The following is a 12,405-nucleotide window of genomic DNA, read 5'->3' as shown; positions in this document are numbered from 1 at the left end:
AAAGCTAGAGGTTCCCCTAGCTTTTTACGTGTTTTAAATATCCTCTTTGCGCGATCATAAAGTAAATGGCAGAAGCTAAAATGTATGCTCCAATTACAAGCGCACCTGATTTCCATAAATCAATATAAAGCATTTTCCCTAACGTATGAAGAGCAACTCCACTATGAATGGAACCGATTAAAATTGGGATAAAGAAGATAACTCCCATTTGTCGAATCGCAATTTTGCGAATTTCTTTATCTGTCATACCGATTCTCTTTAACGATTTAAATTGAATACGATCTTGTTCTTTATCGTTAAACCATTTAAAGTATGTCATACTACAAGCGAAGAAGAAGAACAGTACCGCTACGAAGAAACCGATGAACATTGTAATTGCTCCACCTTCTCTTATATCCTTATACGCAAACACTGAATTTCTCAATTCTCCTTGCTTTTCTGGTGCAATTTCATTTTTCAAATCTAATACAAGATTTTCTGTATTTTTCCAATCCTCGATATAATAACCGTAATATTTCGTCTTTTCTTCATCTGGTACGAGTTTTGCATATTTCTCAAAATCTTGATCATTTACAATAAGATATTCACTATCATTAAAAACAGAATACTGCGTTGGATTATTTAATTGAACAGACTGCTTTTGCCCGTTAATTGTAAATTCATACGGTTTCGTACGATCTATCTTCATCAGTTCATTTGACATATCAACCATAACCATCGTTGCACTACCTGGTGCATTATGAACTTCTGTAGGTTGCTCTCTCTTTTGTTTGCGCACTTCTGCATTATATTCTTTTTCTGAAATAATCGTCATCGGTACTTCATGTTCACTATTAAACAACGTTATTTTCTGTGTTGCCGGTAGTTTAACGTAGGTTACTTTTCGCGCATCTTCAAACCCGTGTCTCTTCACAAGCTCCTGTACCTTTTCTTCATTAATAAGATTATGCGTATTTAACCCCTTTTCCTCATATGAAATAGCATGTGGTGTAAGTTCTACCGTTTTCGCACTCATATTTTCAAAATATACGTACAGTGTACCTACTGCTGAAGATACTACCGCCGTAATAATAGAAATTACAAATAGAAAACGAGCATTATCTTTCATTTTATAAATAAGATTGCTAAGAACAAACATATTTGGATACGTATAGAAAGATTGCTTTCTTTTTTGTAATGCTTTTAATACAACTGTACTACCTTGTGTAAATAATAAATACGTTCCGCCAATTGTCAGTCCTACCACCGGTAAAAAGAGGATGAGGAAATTCAGAAACGTTACTTGGAAGCTAAGTACATATGCAGCAATAATACATCCTATACCAACTACACATAACCATGTAAATGCAAACGGCTCTACTTTTTGCTTTCTAGCTTCTCTTAATAAATCAATAATTTGCAAGCGTCCTACTGTCCAAACGCTAAACAATGATAGGATTAAAAATAGGATAAAGTATACGCCAGCTGTAATAAGAACTGCTTTACTATTCCAAACAAGTGGAAGTGTCTTATCTATTTTCAATAATACGCTTAACGCTTGGAAAAATAATTTTGAACAAAGCATTCCAACCCCAATACCAATTACAATTGCAATACTACCTAACATCAGTTGCTCTAATATAATCATTCGGCCGATCTGCGATTTCGTTCCACCTATTAATGTTAGTAGACCAAACTCTTTTTTTCTTGCTCGTAAAAACGTTGAATTTGCATATAAAATAAAGAGTGCCGAGAAGATGACCACAATATAATTCATCGATTCTAATCCTTTTGTGATCATCTTTCTCATACTAATATTACCGCTTACGACATCTGGATGATAAATAAAAGAAGCATACATGAAAAATACGACAATCGATAAACAACTACTTATAAGAAACGCTTTATAGTTACGCCAATTTCCTTTTACGTTATTAAGCGCGAGCTGGCGAAAGTTCATGATATTCTCCTCCTAGCATCGCAAGTACGTCCAGAATTTCTTGGAAAAAGGCTTGTTTCGTTCTTCCTTTATGTATTTCCGAGAAAATTTCCCCATCGCGTATGAAAAGGATACGTTCACAATAACTAGCCGCTACTGGATCGTGCGTAACCATTGCAATCGTTACTTTCTTTTGCTCGTGTAAATCTTGCAGAGCGCCCATTAGCGATTTCGCTGACTTCGAGTCTAAGTTTCCAGTTGGCTCATCTGCTAAAATTAACGTCGGTTCATGAATGATTGCTCTCGCTGCTGCTGCACGTTGTTGTTGTCCCCCAGATACTTCGTATACTTTTTTATTTAATATTTCTTCAATATTTAAGAACTTTGCAATCTCAAGCACTTTTGCATCTATTTCATTTACAGATTTCTTCGCCATTACAAGAGGTAAAATAATATTTTCTTTAATCGATAGCGTATCAAGTAAATTAAAATCTTGAAAGATGAACCCTAAATGTGTACGGCGAAACTCCGCTAATTTTGCAGCACGCATTTGATTAATTTCTTCACCATTTACAAGCACATGACCTGAAGTTTGCTTATCAATTGTTGCTAATAAATTTAAAAGCGTCGTTTTCCCGCTTCCTGAAGGACCCATAATCCCTACAAATTCGCCTTCTTCTATTTTAAAATTTATATCGTTTAAAGCAGTCGTCGCTACTGAACCTTTTGATTGGTACACCTTCGTTAATCCTTTTACTTCAAGAACACTCATTTCTAATCCCCCTACGTGTTTTCTTCTTACATTTACTATAAGAAAAATAAGAAAAAGAAACGAGTGATTTCCCTTACAAAACGTTTTGTTATCTTACAGTTTTGTCATTTTTCTCATCAATGTATGATATTCTTCATCTTTTGCAAATTGGAACGTGAATGTTGTCCCTTCTCCTTCAGCCGATTGGACATACATTCCATGATGTAAATTATCGCAAATTTCCTTCGTAATATATAACCCCATTCCAGTCGCTTCTCTCGTTTTACGGCCATTTACCCCCGTAAAGAATGGATCAAATATGCGCTTTACATCTTGCTCTGGAATACCGATTCCATTGTCCTTAATATGTAATAACACCTTTTGGTCTTTCTCTTCAATTTGAAATTGAATTTCCTTTTTCTCTGCCGCTGAAATTTTCGTATACTTAATTGCATTTACAACGATTTGACCTATAGCAATACTTAGCCATTTTCTATCAGAGGCAACCATACAAGTATCTTCTTCAAACATCACTTTCGGAAATACAGACGATTGAATGAAGGATTTCCGATTTTCATTAATAATACCTCGCACGACATCTATAACATTTACTACTTCTACCTTATAATCTTTCGCAAACTGCTCTAGTCTTGCCATATGTAACGCTAAATCTAAACCATTTAGTATACGGTTATTTTCTTCACGAATACTTTCAACTGTTGCTCTTGCCTCACGATGCTCTTTGCCAAACTTTTGCAGCAATAATTCAATAACAGATACTGGTGTTTTCATTTGGTGAATCCATTGGTTCATAAATATCATTTGCTGTTGCTCTTTCGCATGCTGTTTATGAACTTCATTCATATATTGCTGTCTTAATAACGTAAAAGATTCAACGACCATTTCTTGCTCTGATGTATAAGATTCATCAATAAGTAAAGAGTCATGTAATGTATTTCCACCAGTAACATACTTTTCGATCCTCTTTAAAAACACACTCCGTTTTCGGTAATCGTAAATGAGGTATACAGTAAACACAACTGTTCCTAATAAAAGTCCATATAACCACGTACTCCAATCAATGGATCGCTTTTCTAAAAGACTTTGCAACTGTAAAACGAGCCCAAATAAACAAAGGCTAACAATATAAGAAAGAATTAAAGAAAAGCGGTCCATGAGGTAATTTTTAACCTTCATGCCCTTCGCCCCACTCCGTAAGAAGCGCATAACCATATCCACGTTTCGTTACAATTGCATTTTTAATGCCTAACTCCTCTAGTTTCTTCCTTACACGTTTTACATTTACGGTTAATGTATTATCATCCACAAATGCTACTTCATCCCATAGAGCTTCTAACAGTTCTTCGCGCGTTACATATTGATTCACCTGTTTCATTAAACACTCTAATAAGTAAAACTCATTTTTTGTCAGTTCAGTTTGTTGTCCTTGCCACTCAACAATATGCTGAGACGGGAATAACAACAGTCCATTTACACCTAAACAATCACTCTCAGCAGCAGAAGCATACTCTCCGTAACCACGGCGAAGCGCACTCTTCACCTTTGCCATTACGATATCTAAATGGAATGGCTTCGTAATATAATCATCGCCGCCATTTTCAATCGCCATTACTTGGTCCATTTCTCCTGTTCTTGCAGAAACAAAAATAATTGGCGCATTCGATACAGTACGAATTTGACGACACCAATAAAAACCGTCAAAGTACGGTAAATTAATATCAAGTAACACGAGATGAGGATTCACTTTTACAAACTCATCTTTTATTTGACGTAAATCACTTGCTCTAAATGATTGATAGCCATATCTTTCTAAATGCTCTTCTAATATTCCCGCGATTTTCTCATCATCTTCTACAATTAATATTTTATACATGTTCGTTTTCTCCCCATAAAAAATTCTTCTAAAAACCACTCCCTTTTTATTATAAATTGAAAATTTAATTAGTGGGGATTTTTTCCTATATAAATCCGATTTTTACGATATAAAAAAAGACTGCCGTATTTCGGCAGTCTTAATCGATAAATTCAAATTCATATTCAAGAATTTTTACAATATCTCCGTCTTTTGCACCACGTGCACGAAGCGCTTCATCAATACCCATTCCGCGCATTTGACGAGCGAAACGACGTACAGATTCATCACGTGAGAAGTCTGTCATCTTGAATGTTTTCTCGATATCGTAACCAGAGATAACAAACGTGCCATCACTTTCACGTGTAATTTCAAATTTAACACCTTCAGTATCAAATTTGTACATTACACTTGTATCAGACTCATCCGCAACTTCATGTATTGGGAATTCTGGTGTTGTTTCTATTAAGTTCGCTACTTCAAACAGTAAGTCACGAACACCTTGTCTTGTTACAGCTGAGATTGGGAAGATTTTTACTTCGTCTCCCACTTTCTCTTTAAATGCTTGTAAGTTTTCTTCTGCATCTGGCATATCCATTTTGTTTGCAACAACAACTTGCGGACGCTCAGTTAAGCGAAGATTGTATTCTTTCAATTCATTATTAATCGTTACGTAATCTTCATATGGATCACGGCCTTCTAAACCAGACATATCAATAACATGCACGATTACACGTGTACGCTCAATATGACGTAAGAATTGGTGTCCAAGTCCGACGCCAGCATGTGCGCCTTCAATTAGTCCTGGAAGGTCAGCCATAACGAAGCTGCGGTTATCACCAGTTTCAACAACACCAAGATTCGGAACGATTGTTGTGAAGTGATACTCTGCAATTTTCGGACGCGCTGATGATACAACAGATAATAATGTAGATTTACCTACACTTGGGAATCCAACAAGTCCAACGTCTGCTAGTACTTTAAGTTCTAGAATAACATCACGCTCTTGACCTGGTTCCCCGTTCTCAGCGATTTCTGGCGCTGGGTTCGTAGCTGTTGCGAAACGTGAGTTACCACGGCCACCACGGCCACCTTTTGCAATTACAGCAGTTTGTCCATGCGTTACTAAATCGGCAAGAATTTGACCAGTTTTTTCATCTTTTACTACTGTTCCTGGCGGAACCTTTACAAGTAAATCTTCAGATTTACGTCCGTGCTGACCTTTACTCATTCCGTGCTGACCGCGATCAGCTTTGAAATGACGTTGGTAGCGGAAGTCCATTAATGTACGTAAGCCTTCCTCAACTACGAAAACAACATCTGCACCTTTACCTCCGTCGCCACCTGCTGGGCCACCTTTTGGTACATACTTCTCACGACGATACGCAACCATACCATTACCACCGTCGCCGCCTTTTACATATATCTTGACCTGATCTACAAACATTATTTCACCACACTTTTTTCAATTGGTTGTAATATAACTGAGACTTCTTCGTCTCGCACTGTATAAGAAATGGAATACCATTTATTGTTTTGGGTCGCAAGCCAATTCTGTAGTTCTTCTACACTCGTTAGCTTACCACGAAAATCAAAAAAGAAACGAGCATTATCCGCGTCACATTCAATTGTGATACAAACATAATTTTCAACATATACGTCTAAACTATGCTGAAGCATCGAGAAAAATTGATTCGTCCATGTACATACAGTCTCATCTAAGTGAGATAAGTTATGTAATTTCCCTAATACTTCGTACTCCAATAAGCACGGCTGCTGTTTCCAATTATATGTTAAAATCCACTCTGAAAATAAAGGCATTGATAGCCCCATCAGATTGGATTCTTGTCTCGCTTCTTGGACAAAACGATCGATGAGACTATGAATTTCTTCCACTTTTCCAAGGGAAAGGTTTCCTTTCACCATCTGCATACGATTGAGCCAATCATGTCTTGAATGGCGCAATGCATCTATAATTGTCCATTTTTCATTCATTTAGATACCCCTTAATATAGAAAAACTCTAACCTGCACTCAGGTTAGAGTTTTCCGTGAGTTCTTATGCTTCTTGAGCAACAGGATATACGCTCACTTGTTTGCGGTCACGACCAAGACGCTCAAAGCGTACTACGCCGTCAACTTTCGCGTATAAAGTGTCATCGCCACCACGACCAACGTTAACACCTGGATAAATTTTTGTACCGCGTTGACGGTAAAGAATTGAACCACCTGTAACCGTTTGACCATCTGCGCGTTTAGCACCAAGACGTTTTGACTGAGAGTCACGACCGTTCTTTGTACTACCTACACCTTTCTTAGATGCGAAAAACTGAAGATCTAATCTTAACATACGTTACACCTCCTGCACTTTTTCTATTAAACGGATATACTTTCCGTAATCAAGTTCGATCGTCTTAAGCGAAACAACTAATCCTTCTAAAAGCGTTTGTGCTTTTTCTGCTGCATGAACGTCTAAATCATTAGGCAATTCATACGTTAAGAATCCGCCATCACTTCCGAGTTCAATAGTTGCTTGCACATTACAAAGTTCTTCCACTGCATTTATAGAACCAAACACAACCGCTGTAGTTCCAGCACAGACAAGGTCTTGTCCATGTGGCGCATAATCGGCATGTCCAGTCATTTTAAATGATTGGATACTTCCTAATTTCGTGCGACTTATCGTAATTTTAATCATGTTAACCAGAATTAAGCGTTGATAGCTTCAACAACTAGCTTAGTGTAAGGTTGACGATGACCTTGTTTCTTACGATTGTTCTTTTTCGCTTTGTATTTGAAAACGATGATTTTCTTAGCGCGACCTTGTTTTTCAACTTTCGCAGTAACTGTTGCACCTTCTACAACTGGGCTACCAACTTTAACGTTTTCGCCACCAACGAAAAGAACTTTGTCAAAAGTAACAGTTTCACCAGCTTCAACATCTAATTTTTCAATGTAGATTGCTTGACCAGCTTCAACTTTAATTTGTTTTCCACCTGTTTCGATAATTGCGTACATACTTGCACCTCCTCTTAATTACTAAGACTCGCCAAAAACGAGGTAGACATAAATGCCTTTAGGGAACCTGTCTTGTGCGGTTGTAGCATATAGCCGTTTAGGTGCTATAAACTATAACATAAAGATGTTATCATGAATCATAGACGGTTGTCAATAAATGTTCTGCTAACTATTTTTTCCGTTCTACAATTTCTTTTTTACTTCCAAAACGAACGATAGCATACTTTTCGATAATATCATCTTTGAAATAAATTTCAAATGGAATATTTTTTTGTAATCCTTTTTGCAAAAACTGTTTTTGCAGTTCTTTAGGCGCAGCGATTAATACTGCTTCATCTTCTATATTGCCATATGTGATTAGTTCTCTCTCTAACTCATACGCAATTGTTTCATGCGACATCATATAACCCGTCGCTTTGCAAGGTACACACTCTTTTAATAATACGTCCCGTAAAGAATGCTTTTTACGTTTACGTGTCATTTCCAAAATCCCTAGCTCCGTAAAGCCGAGCACCCTTGTATATGTTCGGTCACCTTGCATAGCAGCTATGAGACATTCTCTTACCTTTTCTTTATCTTCTCTTTTTTTCATATTAATAAAATCAATTAATATCATACCACCAATATCACGAAGTCTTAATTGGCGTGCAATTTCTTCAGCGGCTAGCTCATTTGTGCGAAGTACTGTATCTTGTAAATTTTGTTTTCCCGTAAACTTGCCCGTATTCACATCAATTACAGTCATCGTCTCCATTTGTTCTACAATTAAATAAGCACCATTTGGAAGCCAAACAATTTTTTGGAGTGCTTTCTCAATCTCACGCTCTATTCCAAAATAGTTAAACATCGAAGACTTTTCATTATAAAAAGATACTTTTTCTTTTCCAACTTTGTCTTCTAATTCCTTTACTATACTTCTTGTATCTACAACTACTTTTTCAATTGTTTCAATTGGATTCTCTTGAAATACACGATCTAAAAAGGTCGCCGGTCGATGAAGTAATAACGGCACCTTTCCTTGACCCTCTTTTCTTTTTAACTCTTCATACAACTGTTGTAACCCTTGCATTTCAGCTTGTATTTCTTCAATTGCTCCTTTTTCAGAAGCAGAACGGAAAATGTACCCCCCCGTTCCCTCTATTTCAATTTGGAGTAACTGTTGTCTTCTTTTATTATTTTTTATTTTTCGAGAAACAGCGCGCATCTCATCAAACGGCATATAAACGACATATTTCCCGGTAAATTCTATATTCGCTGTCAATTTAGGCCCTTTCGTATCAATTGCCTCTTTCACAACTTGTACGAGTATCGCTTGCCCTTCATGTATACGATAAGAAGATGGTACATCATCGTATGAAAGGTAAGCATGTTTTTCTAAACCGATGTTTACAAAAGCTGCATTCATTCCAGCAATTGTTCTTACGACACGTCCAACATAAATATGCCCAACAATCTCTTGCTCTTCATTACGTTTCCATAAAAACTCAACAATCTTTTTCTTCTCTTCAATTGCAACGCGCTTTTCCGAACCAGCGTAATTCACATATAACGTTTTCAAAATTATTTCCTCACTTTATAATCTTCTTTGCTTTTACAATAATAAAAGGTTAGTGCTATCGTCAACACTAACCGATTAATTCTTCAACTGATGAAGTTGTTCGTTTTTCAGTAAAATATGCATAGAGCAATTCATTTTCATCCAATGTGTAATGCTCTTTATATTTTCCACGGACGATAATAGAATGCTTATATCCTCTACGAAATTTTGTGAAGATCGTATATAAACGATCTTCCGTTCGCACTTCAATAGGTGCAATCTTTTCGATTCCTCTTTTGTTTCCATAATAACGTTCTAATAAAAAACGCATAAATGCATACCGTCTTTGTTTCCACTCTTGATATAATGACACTGCTAAAAATATGAGTAGTACCCACATCATAATATTGTTACTATTCCAAAGTAACTGCCATCCTAATATTACACTAAAAAAAACACATGACAATTGCATCATCTTTTCATGTGCTTGTAAATAAGGGAAACGATATGATAATACATTAAACAATACTTTCCCGCCATCTAACGGCCAAATAGGAAGTAAATTGAATGCTAAAATAATTATATTATTCCACATGAAGAAATAATATAAATCTGCATTCAGCCAACCAGCTTTGAACAACATATAACCTACCAGCATCATCCAAACATGTTGAATCGGTCCTGCAATTACGACAACAAGTTCCTCTTTCAATGACTTATTACCATGTTCCTCAAGCTCGGCAACGCCACCAAACGGCAAAAGCTGAATTCTTTTTATACGCCAATTATAGTGTGCTGCTGCAAAAGCATGCCCAAGTTCATGAATAAGAACAATACAAAATAACAGTAGTAACTCTTTAAAACGCGCAGTAAAAATACCAATGAGAATAATAACCCAAAATAATGGATGCACGGAAATTTTCGTTAAAACGTCCCTATATTTAATCAAATGATATCACCTGGATCGGATCAATAAATTTCTCATTCTTTTTTATCGCGAAATAAAACTTTCCATTTTTATCATTTGTATCATTACTCACCGTTCCAATTTTTTGTTTCTTTGAAACGTAATCATATAATTTCACTGACATATCGTTTAAGTTTGCATACCATGACTCCGTACCATCTGCATGTTGAATTTGAACTGTATTTCCAAGTTCCTCTTTCTTGCCTGCAAAAACAACTAACCCTTCATTTACTGACTCCACTTTTGCATTTGTAGCTGTTTGGACAAATACACCTTGGCCATTTTTTTGAAACCCTTGCATTACCTTTCCAGAAGCAGGAATTGCATAATCTTTTTGCTGAATACTTCCTTCTTTTTTCTCGTTCGGCGAATAGAATACAAGCGGTTTTCCAAATTGCTTTTCGTACCATTTCGCTACAGTAGCAAACTGAAATTCCTCTTTCATCACTTTTTCTGTAACAGCTTTAGCTCCATTGAATGAAGAAGGAGCATTCTTATATAAAATAGCAACCGAAAGAACTAATATTGCTGATAATAAAACTTTGAAGAAAAAGACTTCCTTTCGAAATAAAGGATGCATTTCCTTTTCTCCATCTTCAATAAATACTGCTTCACTATCAAAATTCCCTCCGTTAAAATACTGCTCTTCCTCCATCCTTTCTTGCTCGGCCTTCCTTTTTGCAATCCGCTTTTTAATTTCTTCTACGCGTCTATTCTTCATACTGTCTCCTTTCTTTCGTTAAGCTAATTTCATTAGAAACAGTTGTATACAGTTTGTACATATGTATGAGCTAAGAAAGAAAGATATTCGTGTGAAGAAAAAAGAAAGCACCTCGCATATGTGCGAAGTGCTCTTAACGGATTCCAAAGAAGTTTTTCACCTTTGCAAATACCGATACCTTTTCTTGTTCAAATGCTTGTAATGGTACATTCTCACCTAACAAGCGTCTTGCAATATTACGATAAGCCAACGCTGCTTTTCCGCTTGGTTGCAACGCCACAGGTTCACCTGTATTTGTAGCTCGAATAACTTCATCGTCATCTTCGACAACACCAAGAAGCTCGATTGACAATGTACGTACAATTTCATCAACATCTAACATATCCTGTTCATGAAGCATATGACTACGTACACGGTTAATAACAAGTTTGGGTGGTTCAATATCCTCTTTTTCTAAAAGCCCAATAATACGATCCGCATCGCGCATTGAGGATACTTCTGGAGTCGTAACAACGATTGCTTTATCCGCACCAGCTACCGCATTTTTAAATCCCTGCTCAATCCCCGCAGGACAATCGATTAATATGTAATCATAATCTTGACGTAATACTTGTATTAATTCATCCATTTGTTCAGGTGTTACCGCTGATTTATCACTCGTTTGTGCTGCAGGTAATAAATAAAGATCATCAAAACGTTTGTCTTTAATAAGAGCCTGAGGTAAACGGCAACGCCCTTCAACGACATCAACAAGATCAAATACAATACGATTTTCCAGCCCCATTACTACGTCTAAATTTCGAAGACCGATATCTGTGTCAATTAAGCACACTTTCTTTCCAGATAACGCTAGGGCCGTACCAATGTTCGCAGATGTAGTAGTTTTACCTACTCCGCCTTTTCCAGATGTAATTACTATTGCCTCTCCCACAGCTATACAATTCCCCTTTCTAACTTTGTTAAATTAGGTCTAAGATGAGTGAGAAGTTGCAGGCGATCGACAACAATGTGATTGTTCTCATTAATATACGCACATTCTGCCGCCTCCGCTCCGTCTTCTTTCTCTTCCGGAGCCCGCATTGCCACATCACTAATTCGAAGTTGCATCGGGTTCATAACAGATGCAGCGATTACAGCATCCGAATCCCCATAATACCCAGCATGTGCAATTCCTCTTAATGATCCTACGACAAAAATATTCCCCCCAGCGATAACCGTTCCGCCTGGATTAACATCTCCAATTAACAACAAATTTCCTTTTACATGTAAAACTTGTCCAGAGCGAACAATTTTGGAAATAGGGACAATTTCTGTTTCTTCTTTCCAAGCTATTGCTTCTGCTTTAGTGATAACATCACTTTCAATTGAATCCACAACAAGATTCTTTTTATTACGAATTAACGTACGAATCTCTTCTTGTTGGACTTCTGTTAAATAACGATTTCCTACTTTCACATGCACTTCAATTAAAGAGCGCCCATCACCATCGTAGTAATGTGTAGAAAGTTTTTCGTCTAATTCCATCAATAACTCTGAGAATGAACAACAATCATCTAAATGAAGCGTTATCCCATCTTTTGTCCCTTTTATCGTTACATTTTGTTGCTTTTTTTCTTCCACT

The 12,405-nt window shown here is 36.7% G+C and carries 14 protein-coding genes and 1 other annotated feature; all 14 genes read right to left on the bottom strand.

Annotated features, from left to right (window positions below; genetic code table 11):
* Positions 1–16 precede the first annotated feature (16 nt).
* Positions 17–1,939, bottom strand: a complete 1,923-nt coding sequence (locus tag IQ781_RS20745) for an ABC transporter permease (protein WP_001011407.1) — start codon at positions 1,937–1,939, stop codon at positions 17–19.
* Positions 1,914–2,690: an ABC transporter ATP-binding protein gene (locus tag IQ781_RS20740; protein WP_000114529.1), complete on the bottom strand. Its 777-nt coding sequence runs from the start codon at positions 2,688–2,690 to the stop codon at positions 1,914–1,916. The genes IQ781_RS20745 and IQ781_RS20740 overlap by 26 nt, the downstream gene beginning before the upstream one ends.
* 93 nt (positions 2,691–2,783) lie before the next feature.
* Positions 2,784–3,866, bottom strand: coding sequence for a HAMP domain-containing histidine kinase (locus IQ781_RS20735; RefSeq protein ID WP_000865411.1), 1,083 nt, complete (start codon positions 3,864–3,866; stop codon positions 2,784–2,786).
* Positions 3,856–4,563: a response regulator transcription factor gene (locus IQ781_RS20730; protein WP_000276723.1), complete on the bottom strand. Its 708-nt coding sequence runs from the start codon at positions 4,561–4,563 to the stop codon at positions 3,856–3,858. The genes IQ781_RS20735 and IQ781_RS20730 overlap by 11 nt, the downstream gene beginning before the upstream one ends.
* 139 nt (positions 4,564–4,702) lie before the next feature.
* The gene (gene obgE / locus IQ781_RS20725) at positions 4,703–5,989 is read right to left on the bottom strand and encodes a GTPase ObgE (RefSeq protein ID WP_000497128.1); all 1,287 of its coding nucleotides are present in this window, start codon (positions 5,987–5,989) and stop codon (positions 4,703–4,705) included.
* Positions 5,989–6,537 carry a sporulation initiation phosphotransferase B gene (locus IQ781_RS20720; RefSeq protein ID WP_001003584.1) on the bottom strand — a complete coding sequence of 183 codons (549 nt, stop codon included), beginning with the start codon at positions 6,535–6,537 and terminating at the stop codon, positions 5,989–5,991. Before IQ781_RS20720 ends, obgE begins: the two co-directional genes overlap by 1 nt.
* Positions 6,538–6,600: 63 nt before the next feature.
* Complete coding sequence (gene rpmA / locus IQ781_RS20715) at positions 6,601–6,891, bottom strand: 50S ribosomal protein L27 (protein WP_000944958.1); 291 nt, start codon at positions 6,889–6,891, stop codon at positions 6,601–6,603.
* Positions 6,892–6,894: 3 nt separating this feature from the next.
* Positions 6,895–7,239, bottom strand: coding sequence for a ribosomal-processing cysteine protease Prp (locus tag IQ781_RS20710; protein ID WP_001973720.1), 345 nt, complete (start codon positions 7,237–7,239; stop codon positions 6,895–6,897).
* Positions 7,240–7,250: 11 nt separating this feature from the next.
* Positions 7,251–7,559, bottom strand: a complete 309-nt coding sequence (rplU, locus tag IQ781_RS20705) for a 50S ribosomal protein L21 (protein WP_000270907.1) — start codon at positions 7,557–7,559, stop codon at positions 7,251–7,253.
* A 14-nt stretch (positions 7,560–7,573) separates the two neighbouring features.
* Positions 7,574–7,651: a sequence feature (ribosomal protein L21 leader region), on the bottom strand.
* A 77-nt stretch (positions 7,652–7,728) separates the two neighbouring features.
* Positions 7,729–9,117: an Rne/Rng family ribonuclease gene (locus IQ781_RS20700; protein WP_139847185.1), complete on the bottom strand. Its 1,389-nt coding sequence runs from the start codon at positions 9,115–9,117 to the stop codon at positions 7,729–7,731.
* A 67-nt stretch (positions 9,118–9,184) separates the two neighbouring features.
* Positions 9,185–10,045, bottom strand: coding sequence for a stage IV sporulation intramembrane metalloprotease SpoIVFB (spoIVFB, locus tag IQ781_RS20695; protein WP_139847184.1), 861 nt, complete (start codon positions 10,043–10,045; stop codon positions 9,185–9,187).
* Positions 10,038–10,784, bottom strand: coding sequence for a stage IV sporulation protein SpoIVFA (spoIVFA, locus tag IQ781_RS20690; RefSeq protein ID WP_000797471.1), 747 nt, complete (start codon positions 10,782–10,784; stop codon positions 10,038–10,040). Before spoIVFA ends, spoIVFB begins: the two co-directional genes overlap by 8 nt.
* Before the next feature lie 133 nt (positions 10,785–10,917).
* Positions 10,918–11,715, bottom strand: coding sequence for a septum site-determining protein MinD (gene minD, locus IQ781_RS20685; protein WP_000503309.1), 798 nt, complete (start codon positions 11,713–11,715; stop codon positions 10,918–10,920).
* A gap of 2 nt (positions 11,716–11,717) precedes the next feature.
* Positions 11,718–12,404, bottom strand: coding sequence for a septum site-determining protein MinC (gene minC, locus IQ781_RS20680; protein ID WP_000391521.1), 687 nt, complete (start codon positions 12,402–12,404; stop codon positions 11,718–11,720).
* Position 12,405: the final 1 nt, after the last annotated feature.

This window comes from Bacillus sp. N447-1 (assembly GCF_022701035.1).
GTDB classification, from domain to species: Bacteria; Bacillota; Bacilli; order Bacillales; family Bacillaceae_G; genus Bacillus_A; species Bacillus_A cereus.
The sequence above is the reverse complement of the archived record's forward strand: the minus strand, read 5'-3'. Positions and strand labels throughout refer to the sequence as shown.